The following is a 16,183-nucleotide window of genomic DNA, read 5'->3' as shown; positions in this document are numbered from 1 at the left end:
TTTTCGAGAACCGGGGCCAGCGTCTGGTGGCTGATGTATAAAACCGGACGCAAGAAGCGTGGCGGCTGATGGCGAAAGTGCACCGCAGGTTCGTGACACAGTCGTTTAACGGCAAGCCGCAGGCGACTGCTTTTTAAAACACAGTCGCCTGCGGCTTGCCGTTAAACAATTTCTCCGCGAGCCGTAGTGCTCGCGAACGAATCTCAGGCTGGCGCGTCCTACGCCGCGCGGCGGGTGCGGTGGATCCGCTCGCTGGCGACTTCGATCGCTTCGCAGGGGCGGGCGTGCGGTCCGCGGACGCTCGCGTCGGCCGCTCCGTGCCACTGGTGGGCAGCGATGGCTGAGAGGATCTGATTGGCCACCGCGACGGCTCGCGCACCATCGGCACCACTGACCGTGGGCGTCTGTCCCGACTGGATGCTGATCATGAAGTCATGCAGTTCGTCGAGGATCGCATTCCGCGGTTCAAGCGCTGGCGACTCGAGGACCAGGTGCTCGGCGAACAGCGCCTCGCGAGCTCCGCGGGGATCGCCGAGCGAGTCGAGGTCGAAGGTGCGGTCGAGAATCGCTTGCGAGGGACGGACCCAGCTGGCTGTGGGACCCGAGAAATCGAGCTCGACAAAACCACGCTCGCCGAAGATTTGCATTTGGCGAGTCGCCGTGGGGCTGATCCGCGAAGCTTTGAACTGGGCGACGAGGCCGCATCCGAACGTGACTCGGGCTTCAGCGATGTCTTCGTGATCCGAGACGATCGCCATGCCGCTGGCCTGAACGTCGACCACCTCGGCGGAGGTCAGCGAGAGAACCAGATCGAGGTCGTGGATCATCAGGTCCATCACGACGCCGACGTCGAGACAGCGGCCGGGAAAGGAGCTGGCCCGAGTCGCTTCGATGTACTTGGGACGCTGGAGAGCTTCGCTGGCCGCGGTCCAGGCGGGATTGAAGCGTTCGACGTGTCCGACCTGCAGCGTCAATCGCTTGCGGCGGGCCAGATCGACGAGCATTTCCGCGTCGCGGAGCGTGGTCGTGATCGGTTTCTCGACCAAGACGTGTTTACCGGCCTGCAAGAAGTCCGCCGCGATTCTCGCGTGCAGATCGGTCGGCGAAGCGACGATCGCGGCATCCACCCGGTCGAGGACTTGCGAGTGATCGGCGTAGGTCGGCAGCCCGAGTTGCTCGGCCGCTGCGGCCCGCGCCGCGTCGCTCGGGTCGGTGATCGCGACCACTTCGGCGCCCTCGACCGACTGGAGCAACCGAGCATGGATCTTGCCGAGGTGTCCGGCACCGACGACTGCGAAACGCACCTTGTTCACGCCGCTTTTTTCCTTCGGTCGCGACCGCGTCCGTGGCGGCCACCACCCTGGTGATCGAGGAAGTCAAAGAGAGTCTTGAGGACCGGTCGCATCGGCCCCCGGGAGAGCAGGAGTTCCCGCGCCGGGGCCACGCCTACCTTGGAGCGGTAGAGCAACTTGAAGGCGTCGGAGATCAGCCGAATGTCGTCGGCCGGAAAGCTATTGCGTTTGAGCGCGACCACGTTGACGCACCGCGGCTTGGCCGGAACGCCTTCGCTGATCATGAATGGAGGGACGTCATGCAAAACGCGCGAGACCGCTCCCACGAAGGCGAAGCTGCCGATCGAACCATAGTGATGGACGCCGACGCCGCCGCTGATCGTCGCATCGTTGTGGACGTGGACGTGCCCGCCGAGCATCACATTGTTGGCCATGATCACGCGGTCCCCGATCTTGCAGTCGTGGGCGACGTGGCTGTAGGCCATTAAGTAGCACTGGTTGCCGATCCGGGTGATGCCGTCTTCCTTCTCGCTCGCCCGGTTGACCGTGACCCCTTCGCGGAAGGTGCTCCCATGCCCAATCTCGACGCGGGTGTCGGTTCCCTGGTAGCTCAGGTCCTGCGGGTGACCGCCGATCACGCAGTTCGGGAAGAAGTGATTGTCCTCGCCGATCGAGACGTGTCCCATGATCGAGACATTGTTCTCGAGCCGCGTTCCGCGCTGGATCGTGACGTCGGGGCCGATCACACAAAAGTGGCCGATCTGAACGTCCGCTTCGATATTCGCCCGCGGATCAACGACGGCGGTCGGGGCGATGTTGACGCTCATCAGCGTAGGTCCTTCTCGTAATGACTGCGGGCGCGGCCAGCGGGCAGGCGTGAGCCGGAAAGTTGGGGGGAGCCGGAAAAAAACTGGGACGTGCCGAAGCGACTCATGCCGCTCTCCGGCAACCCAGGGGAACGAGGTCTGCGATCTTGCAAAGTTGTTCGGCCATCGAGCCGTTGAGCTGGTGTCCACCGCGGTGGGAGACGATGCGGCCGACGAGCTCGGCACCGACCAGGGCCAAGTCGCCGACGAGGTCGAGCGCCTTGTGGCGAGCGCACTCGTTGGGGTAGCGGAGCAGGTTGCCGACCGGCCCGCGGTGGTCGAACACCAGCAGGTCGCGGTTGGTGACGTGCGAAGCCACCCCGGACCGCCGTAGGCTCTCGGCTTGCTCAGCCGTGACGAACGTGCGGGCCGGAGCGAACTCGCGGGCAAAGGATTCGGGGGAGACCGGGGCGGCGAACGTCTGGGGGCGAATCGGCGACTCGGGTCCGTAGTCGAGCCGGTATTCGACGTGCATCCGACCGTCGGGAGACGGCGACGCCTCGATCCAGCTCGCGGCGGTCCCGATCCGGATCGTGCGGTCGACGATTAATTGCCGGCGTGGAGCGGCCTGCATGACCAGCCCCGCGGTGCGAAGCGCGTCGACGTAAGCGGCGCTCGAACCATCGAGGCCCGGCAGCTCCTCGCCGTCGATCGCGACGACGCAGTTGTCGATCTCCAGCGCGTACAGCGCGGCCATCGCGTGTTCGATCATCTCGACCTTCGCTTCGCCCACGGCCAAGTTGGTCCGCAGCGATTGATCGGTTCGAGTGGAGAGGTCGACGGGGATCTCGGGGCGTCCGGCGAGATCGCTGCGGACGAAGCGGATTCCGGTGCCGACGCTGGCCGGGATGAAGTGCACGTTCACGCCGCGGCCACTCCAGTAGCCCCGTCCGGTCACGCGGACTCGTTCGGCAATCGTATGCTCGTTGCGTTGGCGACCTAACACTGGCGCACCCTCCTTGGAGCGACCTGCTTCACCGATACTTTCCATCCGTTGCGGAACGCGTCGAGCGGCTTCCTGCGACTCGACGCGACCCCTTGAATCCGCGGCGCTGGGGGGCTTACCGGCGGGTCTGCGCTGCCGGAGCGTTGGCAACGCCGAGCTTCTGGTTCAGCACGTTGATCACCGCGTCGGTCATGTCCAACCGATCGCTGCGGTAGACGATGTTCTTCATCACGCCGCGGATCACCGACTCCTGCTTCTCCAGTTCCATTTCTTCGCCGTTGTACCGGAGCACCAAGTCGATGTGGTTGTACTCGGCGATCTGGCGAACGGTCTCGGAGATCAGGCGGTAGTTGTCGAAGTAGATGCGAGCTTCGGCGTCGACCAGCTCTTTCCGCTTGCGGTTCATCTCCAACCGCAGTTGCGACTCGGACTGGGCGATCTTTTCTTCCTGCTGACGATACTCCGGGGAGTCGACGTTGAACGTCTTGAGCAGCTCGACCGCTTGCTTGAGCTCTTCCCGCTGAGCCGTCAGCTGCTGGTCGTAGTTCTTCAGATCGGTCTCGACCTTCTGAACCTGGGCTTTGATGCCGGGGTGATCTTTAAGAATCCGCGCCACGTCGACGACCGCGATCTTGTGCGGGGCAGCCGAGCCTTCCTGGGCCGGGGCGGCGTTGGGGGTCAGAACCGAAGCGGCCAACAGACCGAAGACAATGGCCGTGCTGCGGGTAGTTCGCACTTTCGCTCTCCTTGCGTGACGGGTGCGTGTCGTTGGAGTCACCGCGGCAAGCCGATCCGTCGGCCGCGGTACCGATCCTCATGCTCCAGGGGATCGGTCTGACGGGTTGCGGCCATTTTGCCGTCCCCCGCCAGGAGAGTAAATACTGATTTCTCGCCCGTCTTAGGGGCGTTTCCCCAAGGTCGCGATAACGCGAATTTGTTGCCCGCCGCGGCGGACTACGATCTCCATCACGTCGCCCGGTTTCTGGCTCGCAACCGCCCGTTGGACGGCCCCGAGCGACTGGATCGCCAAGCCGTCGATGTGGACGATGCGGTCTCCGGTTCGCAGCCCCGCTTCGTCGGCCGGCCCCCCTGCGAGGACCTCCGACAGCTCGACCGATCCGCCGGTTGCCGCAAGCTGGACTCCCAGGTAAGCCCGGTGTCCGGCTTGGTGGATTCCGCCTCCCGGACCTGCCTCTTGGTAGCTGGGACGTTCCGCCACCGTGGCGAGGTGACGGGCTGTCTGTGTAACCATATCGGTTATGCGGACCATGCCATCTAAATTGATTTTTTCGAAATCGTCGCTGGGACGGTGGTAATCCGGGTGCAGGCCGGTGAAGAAGAACAGCACCGGGATCTGTTTTTCGTAGAAGCTGGCATGGTCGCTCGGCCCTAGTCCGCTCGGGTCTTTGCGGATCGGCAAGCCGGCTTCGGCGTTGAGCCGGTCGACGAGCGAGTCGAATTCTTTCGCCGTCCCGGTGCCGAAGACCGTGAGGCCCGCTTCCTCGTCGAGGCGACCGACCATATCGAGATTGATCATGGCCACCGTCTCCTCGAGCGGAAAACGGGGATTGCGGACGTAGTGCTTGCTGCCGAGCAGCCCCTTTTCTTCGGCGGTAAAAGCGATGAACACGATCCGCCGCGAAGCTTCCGGCCGATCCTCGGCCAACCGCCGCGCGGTCTCCAGCAAGATCGCCGTCCCGCTGCCGTTGTCGTCCGCGCCGTTGTGCACGGCGACCGTTCCGGGCGCCAACGAGCCCATGCCTCCCATGCCGACGTGGTCGTAGTGGGCTCCGATGACGACCGTTTCGGCAGCCAACGGACCACGGCCCGGAAGCTCGGCGATGACATTCTTCGCCATCACGTTGCGGCTCTCGACCGACGTGTGGAGCGTTGCGGTGAGCCGCTCGAAGGCGAAACTCCGCGGCTGCATCGTTTCGGCAACTTCCGCTTCCCAGGCTTCAAGCGTCTCGGCAATTCCCTCGGGGGCCTCCTCGACGAACCATTCGGCGAAGGTGCGGCGACCGAGCGACGCGACTGGAATCCGATCTGGGTCTGAGTGGCGGCCCGCTTGGGAGACGCCCAGCAGCCCCTCGGGAGCCGATTCGACCGTTCGCCGCAGCGCTTCGAGCTGATCGCGGATGACCTTTCGCGAGGCTTCCAGCCGGGCTCGCGAGTTCTTTGCTTGCTCGGGGAGCTCCTTCAAAGCGGCATCGACTTCCGCAAGTTTTTCGAGCTGGCGCTGCAGTTGTGCGTTAGCGAGCTCCGCTTCCTCGGCGACCGCGTCGGGGCGATTGACGATCAGTAGCCCCACGGCTCCGTGATCGATCGCGTTCTGGGCTTTCGTTGCAAAGTAGGCGTGGCGGCTCGTCTCGGGGCCGCCGAGCGGGTTGTCGTCGCGCCCGGCCCGAGGCTCACCGCGAATCACGACGACGAGCTTTCCCGCCGCGTCGATTCCCGCATAGTCGTCGTAGCCCGCTTCCGGTGCCGTGATCCCATAACCGGCGAAGACCAGGGGACCGGCGGCACGTCCGCTGCCGCCGAGGGCTAAGGGCCGGATCGCCCGCTCGAACTCCAGCGTCCGTGGCTCCTCGTCGCCGCGGCGAAGCGTCAGCTGGTTCTCTTCGGCCGGTCCCGCGACGCTCTCGCGAAGCGCCGTGAACTGCTGGAAGGGAGTCTCGTTGAAGAGTGTCGTGTTCAGGCCGAGGCTGCGGAATCGTTCGGCAATGTACTCCGCTGCCAAGTCGATCCCCTCCGAGCCGGTGTCGCGGCCCGCCAAGCGGTCGTCGGACAGATACCGCAGATCGTCCGCAATCCGCTCCCGCGAAGCAGAGGATACGGGCGTCGGCGTGGCGCTGCTGCCGGCTGCCGTCTCGGGAGTTGCCTCAGCCGTCAGCCCCACGCGCGGTGCGTTCCCGACCCACAGCAGGCTGGCGGCAACGAGCGTCGCCGTCGCAATCCGCCGGAGTGGCCTCTGTGGAATCAGGGGGATCGTTGGAGTGCGGCTGAGGGACGAGCTATCGAAAGCGGGCATGGAGAATGGAGGGGAAAGAGAAGTGGGAGGAGGCGTGGCCGGTCTTTGGGGAGCGGCGTTTATCGGAGGCGTCGATTGTCGCCGCCGGGGGCGCGGGCGGTCAACGCGAGCTGGCTGGTCTCCTTTCTTACGCTGTGCCCCGGCGTCGGTTCTCCGGCGGTATGATGGGCGGCGCGTGGGCGGTGGCTCCGGCCTGCTCACGATGATCTTGCTGTGGGGCTTTGGCTCCTGGATTTCAGCTTCGTGCTCTCTCCCGCCCTGAATCGAATCCGTTTCCGCCCATGCCATCCTTGTTTGTGATTCGCGGCCGTGACCAAGGGAGATACTTTGCCCTCGAGCCCAAACCGACGCGGATCGGCCGCGATCCGGCCAGCGCGATTCAGTTGATCGACAGCGAGGTCTCCCGCTCGCACGCCGAGCTGCGACCGCGGAGTGATGGTCGCTTGGAGCTGGTCGATCTCGACAGCAGCAACGGGACGATGGTCAATGGGGAGAAGATCGAGCGGTGCGAGCTGAGGAGCGGCGATCGGGTGCAGATCGGCCAGACGCTGATGATTTTCACCGGCAGCGGCTCGCCCGGTTCGATGCAGGCTGCCCACAGCGTCGACATTGTGATGCAGAGCCAGGTCCCCGAGGCTTCGCGAATCGTCTCGTCGTGGCCCCAGTCGCCGAGCAGCCTTCGGGTTCCGAGCAGCCTCCGCGCGGCGAGCGGTGCGGCCGCCGGCAGCGGTGAGCGTGCGGCCGACGGCCGCGACGCGGCGGAAGTCCCGCTGGTGGAAACCGACGAAGGGATTCGCCGCGATTTGGAAAACCGTTCGCTCGACGTCATGTACCAGACGGCGATCGCGGTCGGCCGCACGATGGACATCCCCGAGTTGCTCGACCGCATACTCCGGCTGATCTTCGACTGGGTCGAGGCGGACCGGGGCTGCATCATGCTTCGCGACACCGAGACCGATTCCCTGCGACCGGCGGCGCGGTGCGATCGCGACAACCAACCCCCCGACCGGATGTCGATCAGCCGCACGATCCTCGACTTTGTGATGGAGCGGAAGGAAGGGGTTCGGACCACCGACGCCCGCGACGACGCTCGCTGGGACGCGGCCCACTCGATCGTGCAAATGGGGATTCGCGAGGCGCTGTGCGTTCCGCTGCTCGGCCGGTACGGCTGCGTCGGAGCGATCTACGTCGACACCTTCACTTCCCCAGGCGGGGTGATCGCGCGGCAGCAGGTGGGGCGGTTCACCGACGAACATCTGCGGCTGATGACGGCGATCGGCCACCAAGCGGCGCTGGCGATCGAGGATACCTTTTATTATTCGTCGCTTCTGCAAAGCGAACGGCTGGCGGCGATCGGCCAGACGATCGCGATCCTCTCGCACCACATGAAAAACATCCTGCAGGGGATGCGAGGAGGAGGCTACCTGATCGGCGCGGGGCTCGAACGCGAGGACCCCGATGCGATCCGCCGCGGCTGGCAGATCGTCGAGAAAAACCAAGAACGGATCTCGAATCTCGTCCTCGACATGCTTTCCTACAGCAAGGATCGGCAGCCAGAACGGACGACCAGCGATCTGAACGCGACCGTCGCCGACGTGGTCGAGCTGATGCAGGTGCGGGCGGAGGAGCAGGGCTGTCGGCTCGAGTTCTCTCCCGGTAAAGCCTTGCCGGATGCCGAGTTCGACACCGAGGCGATGCACCGCGCGGTGCTGAATTTGGTGACCAACGCGATCGACGCCGTGGCGGGGGTCGAGGAGGCACGAGTCGCCGTCCGCACCGGGTTTGCTGCCACCGATGGGTGGTGGATCGAGGTTAGCGACAACGGCCCGGGGATCGATCCGGAAGACCGCGAGAAGGTGTTTTCGCTGTTCGAGTCGAAGAAAGGAGCTCGAGGCACGGGATTGGGGCTGCCGGTCAGCCAGAAGATCGTCCACGAACATGGCGGCCGGATCGATCTGATGACTGAAGGGGGGCCGGGCTGCACCTTCCGCATCACGCTCCCCCCGGCCGACGCGCATCAGACTCGGTTCGACGCCGGGGAAACGATCGGCTGAGCGAAACGATCGGCTGAGAGGGCGGCGGAAACCATTAAGCCGTTGCAAACGTACAGCTTGGGCAGCTTTCGCGTCCGAACTGCCTCCAATGACTGGAATTGCCGGTTGCAGGAGATAGGATGTGGAGTTGACTTGTCATCGCCCCCCGCACGTGAACCATCTCTGGGGTTCTTTCTGATATGCCAGCTCGTGACGATTCGGTGATCCGCGGCAGCCTGATCACCTGTGTGATCTTCCTCGTCCTCTCGCTCGTGCTCAACTTCCTGTTGTGGCGGTGGGGCGATACCTCGGCGACCGAGGCGGCGGATGCCAAAACTCGGCTGCAGACGGTCAATGCGACGGTCCAGAAGCAGACCGATCAGCTCGCCTACTTGAAGGCCATGATCGGCGTGGGCGAAGTCACCGAGGCGGAATTTGAGCAGTTGGCGCAAAGTGCCGCCGATGACGCCGACCTGCAGAAGATCGCTGCCGATTACGCGACGGCGATGTCGTACTTTGCTCCCGACGTCGATCAGTCCCGCAAGAATTTGCTGGCCCTGCCCGAATACCTGGTGGGCGTGATTCGCGAGCGGGTCGAGCAGTACAACAACATGAGCCAGATGCGGCAGGAAGATTTGGCTCGGGCTCAGGCCGATGTCAAAAATGCTCGCGACGCCCAGGCCCTGGCGCAGGAACAGCAGGCTCAGGCCCAAACCGAGCTGCAAAACAAGATCGAGGAATTCGAGAAAAACCGCCAGGAAATGAAGGTCGCCAACGCCAAGTTGCAGGACTTGGTCAGCAATCAAGCGACGACCTTCCGCTCGCAGAGCGACGAGAGCTCTAAGAAGATTGCCCAGCTCCAGGCGAAGAACCAAGAGTTGCTGGCGACCGTCGACGAGCAACGGCAGCGGATCAACACCCTGCAAAACTCCGAGTTTGAAGTCGTCCAGGGCGAAGTCACCTACACGCGGCCCGGCGACCGGCTGGTGCTGATCAACTTGGGTTCGGCCGACGCGCTCCGTCCGGGCGTTACGTTCGGCGTGTTTGATTCCGAGCAAACCAAAGTCACCGAAGCGCCCCCCAAGGCGACCATCGAAGTCGTCGCGATCCGCCGCGATCACTTGGCCGAAGCCCGCATCGTTTCGGATCCCAAAGTCACCGAGCCGATCATTCCGGGCGACGTTATCTACTCTCCCTTCTGGTCGCCGGGTCGCGAGGTGCGGATTGCTCTCGCGGGGCTGATCGATATCAACGGGGATGGACGCGACGACACTTCGCTGGTCCGCGGCATGATCGAGTCGGCCGGTGCCGAGGTTGCTGCGGTCGTCAATCCGGTCGAAGGCCAGGCCGCGACGGGCGAGCTCGACGGTGGGATTCGCTTCTTGGTCGTCGGAGAACGCCCCGAAGTGTCGGAGGGAGGCGATCCGGAGCAGAACCAGCAGATTCAGCAGGGGCTGGCCGAGATGGGTAAGACGATCGACGAGGCGCGGCAGCTGGGGATCACGATCATCCCGGCCTACAAGCTGCTGAACTTCCTGGCTCGCATGAACGACAGCCTGACCGTTCCGCTTGGCGGCGCCGCCCGCGGAGCCGACTTCCCGCCGCTCCCGGCTGCTGATGGACGGCGGGTGCCGAGCAACATCAGCGGGCTGTACGAGCGGACTCCCCCCGGAGTAACTGATCGCGCGGGAGGTTAGTGAAGTTATGTCGATTTTTGCGATCAAAGGGGAGCAAATTCCTTGTCAGCTCCCTGGACACCGCCTAAACTCGTAGCCGTAGCACCGAGATTAACCTCACAAGTTTCCTATTTTGCCGAGACCTCGATCCATGAGAGCCTTCCTTGCAGCCATTCTAGGGGCGTTGGTGTTCTCACCGACACTGGCCACCGCGGATGAAGCCGTCGCGGCTCCCAGCCCCGACTCGCATGTCGCCAGCCAATGGGTCCAGCCTGACGCTAACGGTAACGTTTACATCAAGGTCTTCGCACCGGCCGATCCCTCGCTGGTCGATGCTGGACGAGTGGCTCTGTTCGACGTTACGGGTCAGCCGCTGCCTGCCGAGCTGAACGCCGAAGGATTGTTTGTCGTCCGCAACGTCTATCCTGGCGTTTATCGTCTCAGCTATCGCTCGGCCGGTTCGTACTCGGCCCGCTCGTTGACGGTTGTGGCTCCCGGGCAAGGGGGGCGTGAGCTGCCGAGCACGACCAGTATCACCGCCTCATCGCTTCGCCCCGAGCGAGCGCTGAGTACGATCGCACGCTACCAGCCGGCGCGGATCGATGCGGATGCGGTTCCGCGGGAAGGCGAGCTTCCCCTCCCGGAGGGTACGCCGATTGTTCCCGATGGCTACCAAGTCGTTCAGAGCCCCGAGGGCGGTTTGGCCGGTCGGCTTTTCCGGTCCGGCTGGCTCGCCGGCGGAATGGTTCCGGCGGCGAATGTGAACGTGCTGGTGATTCGCAGTGACGAAGTGGTGGGGCAAGCGGTCACGGCCGTCGACGGATCGTTCGCGGTGCCGAACTTGTCGCCCGGTGTGTACGACCTTATCGCGTCGGGATCGGCGGGCTTTGCCGCAACCGGTTTCGAATTGATTGCTCCGCCCGAAGCCCCCGTGGATGAGCCGCTCGCCGCTTCGAAGAACCCCTTCCGGGCTGCCAGCGCCGTAATGCAGGCTGGCGGATTCCCGTTTGAGCTGCAGCTTGCACCTCCGTCGACCAACCTGCTCGGTGAAGAGTCGTTTGGTGTGGCGGGGCCGGATGGTGGATTGGCTGAAGACGGAGGATTGGCTCCTCCCTTGATGGATGCGGGCTTTGCTCCGGGTGGGTTCGCTGGCGGCGGATTCGGTCCCGGTGGTGGCTTCGGCGGCGGTGGTGCCGGCGGCGGAGGTCTTGGTGGTGGCGGTGGCTTTGGTGCCTTTGCCGCGATCGGCGGAGCGATTGCCGCGGCCGCGATAGCCGCCAGCGACGACGATGACTTGGCCATCCCGGTGGCGAGTCCTTGAGCTTGCTGGATTTCTAGATCCGCTCCAAACGATGAACATTCGGCAGCCTGCCTCGGATTTTCGAGGCGGGCTGTTTTTTTGCGCTTTCCGCCGGCCGCCTCTCGATGCTTGCTTGGCGTTTGCTGCTGCGGTATTTTTCAGCTTCCGTTCATGAACCTTCCAGGCACCTCGATCAATTGGCGAAGCAACGGCTGATGAGCACCGAAACGGAGGATCTGCAATCCGCGATCGATACCGCTCGCGCACAACTGGACGCTCAGACTGTCGAAATGGTGCATTGGCACTTCGGCGAGGCGACGGGGAGTCCGTTTTGGTTGCAGAAAAAGGCGGAGTTGAATTTCGATCCGTTGACCGAGATCAAGTCGTTCGACGATTTGAAGAAGTTTCCGCTGTTCGAAGACGACTGGTTGCGGGGCGGCCCGGTCCGCCGCTGGATTCCCCAAGGCTTGGCCGACAAACCGGCGTACGTGTTTGAAACGGGTGGCACGACCGGCGTTCCCAAAACCCGCGTCGTGATGGAAGACCACTGGATCGACTACGAACGCTTCTCCGATACCCTGCCCGACCAGTACTTTCCCAAAGGATCCAACTGGTTGATGCTCGGGCCGAGCGGACCGCGGCGGTTGCGGCTGGCGGTCGAGCACCTCTGTCAGCACCGCGGGGGGATCTGCTTCTGCATCGACTTGGATCCCCGCTGGGTGATCAAGTTGATCAAGAAAGGCTGGATGGAGCATCTGGAGGAGTACAAGAAGCACTGCATCGATCAGGCGATCACGGTGCTCACCTCGGGCCACGACATCAAGTGCATGTTTACCACGCCGAAGTTGCTCGAAGCCCTCGGCGAGGCGCTCGAGGAGCGGGGGACGAGCATCGCGGAGATCGGGATCACCGGGATTTTCTCCGGCGGCACCGAGTTCACTCCGCAGTGGACGCGGTACGCCGTGGAGGAGCTGCTCGGCGGGCCGCCGGAGGAAGGGGGCGTGTACATGACGCCGACGTATGGCAACACGCTGATGGGGCTCGCCTGCAGCAAGCCGATCACGGCGGCCGATGGCTACAAGATCAGCTACTATGCGCCGCAGCCGCGGGCGGTCACCGAAGTCGTCGACATGGACGATCACACGCAGCTGGTCGGCTACGGAGAGACCGGGCGAGTCAAATTGTATACGTTGACCCGCGAATTCTTCGTCCCCGGCTTTCTCGAGCGGGACGAAGGCGAACGCGAAGCCCCCTTCGCTCGCTACCCCTGGGACGGGGTCAGCGGCGTCCGTCCCTATCGCAGCCTCGAGGGCGGTACGACCGTCGGCGTCTACTAAAGCCGCGGTCCATCAGCCGCCACTGGGCTCCCGTCTTCTACGTTTCCTCTGTCGACAACGACTTCTATGCTGAATCTACATGCGCTTCGCTGGGGCAAACCGTACGAATCGCTCGAAAAGAAAGAGGTGGTTCACTTCGACACCGGTGAACCGATCGCCGAGGTCAGCCAGGTCGGCGGAGGAATCGTGCAGCGCGATCTGCGCCGCGCCGACAAGGCCCGGGCGGCGCTTCGCCAGTTCAGCATCGACGACCTCATCGCGCGGTGCAAACAAGCGGCCGAGCTGTTCGCTAGCGGCGATCTGCCGATGGGCGACGGGACGCAGTCGGTCGACCAATTCGTCCACCAGCAGTCGGCCAGCACGGGGCTGCCCGAACATATGTGCCGGGCGAACATGGCCAAGAACAGCTTCGTCCTCTCGCACATCGACGAGATCCTGGCGGCCCTGACCCGCGGGCTCGATCCGAGCATCCTCAGCCGGGGGTATGGCGACGAGGGCCGCGGGGCACCGGTCAGCTATCAATCGCGGACGCCGATCCTCGGGGCGGTCCTGCCGAATAATTCGCCCGGCGTCCACACGCTCTGGCTGCCAGCGGTGCCGTTGCAAGTCGGGCTGGCGCTCAAGCCGGGCTCGCAGGAACCGTGGACTCCCTACCGGATGATCGCGGCTTTCATGGCGGCGGGACTCCCCGGTGAAGCGTTTGGGCTCTATCCCGGCGGCCACGACGCAGGCAATGCGATTCTCGCCAGCAGCCCGCGGAGCATGGTCTTCGGCAGCGTCCAGACCGTGCAGCAGTACGCCGGCAATCCCAAAGTCCAGGTCCACGGGCCGGGGTGGTCGAAGATCCTGATCGGCGACGACGTGGTCGATGACTGGGAGCAACACCTGGACATGATGGTCGAGAGCGTGCTGAGCAATTCGGGTCGCTCCTGCGTGAACTGCTCGAGCATTTGGGCCAGCCGGCACACCCGCGAAATTGCCCAGGCGCTGGCCGAACGGCTCGGCCCGGTCGAGGTCCGCTCGCCGCTCGACGAACAGTCCCAGCTGGCGGCGTTCACCGTTCCTGCGATGGCCACCGGAACTTGGTCGATGGTCGAGCAGGATCTGCGGGAAGCGGGGGTCACCGACATGACGGCGGACTACGGCCCACGGCTGGTCGAGAAGGAACGCTGTGCGTACCTGCGGCCGATGGTCGTGCACGCCGACTCGGCCGAGCGAGCGGTCGCGATGAAGGAATATATGTTCCCGTTCGTCAGCGTCGTCGAGTGCCCGCAGGCAGAGATGCTCAAACGGATCGGTTCGACCCTGATCGCCACGGTGCTCACGCGCGACGATGCGTTCGCCGAGGCGGCGGTTGACTGCACTGAGATCGACAGCCTCAACCTCGGCCCGATTCCGACCAACCGATTGAACTGGCTGCAGCCGCACGAGGGAAGCATCGTCGAGTTCCTCTACCACAGCCGCGCTTTCCAGTCGGCCGAATTTTAGCCCTGCAGCAGCGATTGGGCTCCATCGATCCAGACTGGCGTGCCGCTGATGTGGCTGGCTCGGTCGCTGGTGAGAAAGACGACTAACTCGGCGACCTGCTTGGCGGTCGCCGGTTTGCCACCGGTCAGCGGGATATGGCCTTCGGGAAAACGCACCTCGGGACCCGCCTCGTCGATTGCTTCCTTCTCGGTCTTCTCGTTGATTTCGGTGGCGATCGCCCCGGGGCAGATTGCATTGACGCGGATGCGATGTTCCCCCAGCTCGACGGCCATCATCTGCATCATTGCCAACTGGCCGGCTTTGCTCGACGAGTAGGCCGTGGCTCCGCGGTTGGAAAAGATCCGGGTGCCATTGACCGAGCAGTTCATCAGGATGCTGCCGTGCGATTCCTTGAGGCTTTCGAGGGCCGCTTTGCAGGTCAGAAACGTGCCGGTCAAATTGACTTCGATCGTTTTGCGAAACTCCTCTTCGTCGAGCTCCTCGAGGGCTGCCCAGGTTCCGTTGATCCCCGCATTGGCGAACACCGAATCGAGCCGACCGAACTCGCGGCGAGCCACCTCTACGGCCGCTTTCAGCTGCTCGCTGTCGGTGATGTCCGCTTCGGCGACCGCCGCCCGTCCGCCCGCGGTACGGATCTCCTCGACCAGCGACTCGAGCTCTTCGAGACGACGTGCCGAACAGACGACCGCCGCTCCTTCGGTCGCCATCGCTTTGGCCGCCGCGCGGCCGATCCCGCTGCTGGCGCCGGTGACCCAAACGACTTTTCCTTCCAGTAAACCCATCGCCGTTTCGCCTCCGCAGGGAACTCGATTCGCAAGCGACAACTCAGCGTCCGCTCGCTGACACCGACGCGTCTACTAGCAATCATCGCGCCGCCACCCGCAGGAGCCACCGCCATGCCACACGACTTCGCCCTGCTCTTCCGTGCCGCGAGTTTCGCTGCTCAGGCCCACAGCGGCCAGCGTCGCAAGGACGCCGATCAGTCTCCCTACATCAATCACCCGCTCGCCGTGGCTCAGCTGCTCACCGAGGTCGGCGGAGTGCAGGATCTGGAGTTGCTTATCGCAGCCTTGTTGCACGACACAGTCGAGGACACCGAGGTTTCGCTCGAAGAGATCGCCGAGCGGTTCGGTGAGCGGGTCCGGGATCTGGTCGCCGAGGTGACCGATGACAAATCGCTCCCCAAACAGCAGCGCAAGAGGCTGCAGGTCGAGCACGCGCCGCAGCTTTCCGCCGGTGCCAAGCAGTTGAAGATCGCGGATAAGATCTCCAACCTCCGCGATCTCAGCAGCACGTCGCCGGCGGGCTGGTCGCTCGAGCGGAAACGGCAGTACGTCGATTGGGGAGAGCAGGTCGTCGCAGGCTGCCGAGGCATCAATGTCGCGCTCGAGCAGCAGTTTGACCAAACGGTCCAAGAGGTCCGCCAGCGACTCGCGACCGACGCATCCCGTGGGGATGGGGCATGATCGAGATCACGCTGGACCACCGCCGCCAACCGCTCCCTCGCGAGGTAGCGCGGTTCCTCACCGAGGCCGACGCCCGGATCGCCGACTTCATGCGGGGACGCGCCTCGGGCGGCGGCGCGGCGCCCGGTTACCGCGGATTTGTGCCGAGCGACTATGTCGCAATTTATCACGCGCTACGAGCAATCTCCGAGCAGCGATTGAGCTGCGGTGATCGATTCTGCGAATGGGGCAGCGGGTTCGGCGTCATCGCCTCGCTGGCCACACAGCTCGGCTTCGAGGCCTATGGCATCGAGATCGACCGCGGGCTCTGTGAAGCGGCCGAAGCGCTGGCCGAGGACCACGATTTGGAGGTCGAATTCATTCACGGAAGTTTCGTTCCACCCGGGGCCGAAGCGTTGATCGACCAGGCGTTTCACGACGAAGCGGGCTCGCTGTCGCTGGAAACTTCAGCCGATGACGCTTACGACGAGTTGGGACTCGAGCTGGCCGATTTCGACTTGGTTTTCGTCTACCCGTGGCCGAACGACGAAGCGCTGACGCTGAAGCTGTTCGAGCAGTACGCAGCCGACGGGGCGCTGCTGCTGACTTATGACGAATCGAACCAAACCCGCCTCTACCGACGCTGAACGGGAGCACCGATCCGGCACTCTCACTCCGGAGGTCGTGCAGTTTTTAGCCCCCTCTCCCCCGAAGGGAATCGCGGCAATCGCTTGACCTTCACCCCCAAACATTTTCGCGATTCTCTTTG

General features: G+C 64.0%; 13 protein-coding genes. 7 read left to right on the top strand and 6 right to left on the bottom strand.

From position 1 onward, the window contains the following. Positions 1 to 218: 218 nt before the first annotated feature. The 5 genes from GNK13_RS11215 to GNK13_RS11195 form a co-directional block, all read right to left on the bottom strand. Positions 219 to 1,313 carry a Gfo/Idh/MocA family oxidoreductase gene (locus GNK13_RS11215; protein ID WP_164102615.1) on the bottom strand — a complete coding sequence of 365 codons (1,095 nt, stop codon included), beginning with the start codon at positions 1,311 to 1,313 and terminating at the stop codon, positions 219 to 221. Then, positions 1,310 to 2,119, bottom strand: coding sequence for an acyl-ACP--UDP-N-acetylglucosamine O-acyltransferase (gene lpxA, locus GNK13_RS11210; RefSeq protein ID WP_164102614.1), 810 nt, complete (start codon positions 2,117 to 2,119; stop codon positions 1,310 to 1,312). Before lpxA ends, GNK13_RS11215 begins: the two co-directional genes overlap by 4 nt. Before the next feature lie 103 nt (positions 2,120 to 2,222). Further along, positions 2,223 to 3,104, bottom strand: coding sequence for a UDP-3-O-acyl-N-acetylglucosamine deacetylase (locus GNK13_RS11205; RefSeq protein WP_235935058.1), 882 nt, complete (start codon positions 3,102 to 3,104; stop codon positions 2,223 to 2,225). Positions 3,105 to 3,219: 115 nt separating this feature from the next. Beyond that, positions 3,220 to 3,840, bottom strand: coding sequence for an OmpH family outer membrane protein (locus GNK13_RS11200; RefSeq protein ID WP_235935057.1), 621 nt, complete (start codon positions 3,838 to 3,840; stop codon positions 3,220 to 3,222). A 162-nt stretch (positions 3,841 to 4,002) separates the two neighbouring features. Then, complete coding sequence (locus tag GNK13_RS11195) at positions 4,003 to 6,135, bottom strand: M20/M25/M40 family metallo-hydrolase (RefSeq protein ID WP_164102611.1); 2,133 nt, start codon at positions 6,133 to 6,135, stop codon at positions 4,003 to 4,005. A gap of 281 nt (positions 6,136 to 6,416) precedes the next feature. Between GNK13_RS11195 and GNK13_RS11190 the strand changes: the two genes are divergently transcribed. The 5 genes from GNK13_RS11190 to GNK13_RS11170 all read left to right on the top strand — a co-directional run bounded on the left by GNK13_RS11190 (position 6,417) and on the right by GNK13_RS11170 (position 13,969). Next, positions 6,417 to 8,189: an ATP-binding protein gene (locus GNK13_RS11190; protein ID WP_164102610.1), complete on the top strand. Its 1,773-nt coding sequence runs from the start codon at positions 6,417 to 6,419 to the stop codon at positions 8,187 to 8,189. A 179-nt stretch (positions 8,190 to 8,368) separates the two neighbouring features. Next, a complete protein-coding gene (locus GNK13_RS11185) occupies positions 8,369 to 9,865 on the top strand; it encodes a hypothetical protein (protein WP_164102609.1) in 1,497 nt (498 codons plus the stop codon). A gap of 130 nt (positions 9,866 to 9,995) precedes the next feature. Then, positions 9,996 to 11,165: a carboxypeptidase-like regulatory domain-containing protein gene (locus tag GNK13_RS11180; RefSeq protein WP_164102603.1), complete on the top strand. Its 1,170-nt coding sequence runs from the start codon at positions 9,996 to 9,998 to the stop codon at positions 11,163 to 11,165. Positions 11,166 to 11,359: 194 nt separating this feature from the next. Further along, positions 11,360 to 12,481 (top strand): hypothetical protein, encoded by a 1,122-nt coding sequence (locus tag GNK13_RS11175; protein ID WP_164102608.1) that lies wholly within the window; start codon positions 11,360 to 11,362, stop codon positions 12,479 to 12,481. Between the two features lie 66 nt (positions 12,482 to 12,547). Beyond that, a complete protein-coding gene (locus tag GNK13_RS11170; protein WP_164102607.1) occupies positions 12,548 to 13,969 on the top strand; it encodes an aldehyde dehydrogenase family protein in 1,422 nt (473 codons plus the stop codon). Here GNK13_RS11170 and GNK13_RS11165 read toward each other — a convergent pair. Further along, the gene (locus GNK13_RS11165; RefSeq protein WP_164102606.1) at positions 13,966 to 14,751 is read right to left on the bottom strand and encodes an SDR family oxidoreductase; all 786 of its coding nucleotides are present in this window, start codon (positions 14,749 to 14,751) and stop codon (positions 13,966 to 13,968) included. The genes GNK13_RS11170 and GNK13_RS11165 overlap by 4 nt on opposite strands. 114 nt (positions 14,752 to 14,865) lie before the next feature. On the opposite strand from GNK13_RS11165, the gene GNK13_RS11160 reads away from it, so the two are divergent. Both GNK13_RS11160 and GNK13_RS11155 read left to right on the top strand, forming a co-directional pair. Continuing rightward, positions 14,866 to 15,435 carry an HD domain-containing protein gene (locus tag GNK13_RS11160; protein WP_164102605.1) on the top strand — a complete coding sequence of 190 codons (570 nt, stop codon included), beginning with the start codon at positions 14,866 to 14,868 and terminating at the stop codon, positions 15,433 to 15,435. Continuing rightward, positions 15,432 to 16,061, top strand: a complete 630-nt coding sequence (locus GNK13_RS11155) for a class I SAM-dependent methyltransferase (protein ID WP_164102604.1) — start codon at positions 15,432 to 15,434, stop codon at positions 16,059 to 16,061. The genes GNK13_RS11160 and GNK13_RS11155 overlap by 4 nt, the downstream gene beginning before the upstream one ends. Positions 16,062 to 16,183 lie beyond the last annotated feature (122 nt).

The organism is Candidatus Laterigemmans baculatus, from assembly GCF_010367455.1.
Taxonomy (GTDB): Bacteria; Planctomycetota; Planctomycetia; order Pirellulales; family Pirellulaceae; genus Laterigemmans; species Laterigemmans baculatus.
Note: the sequence above shows the minus strand (reverse complement) of the source record. Positions and strands in the feature narration are given on the sequence as shown.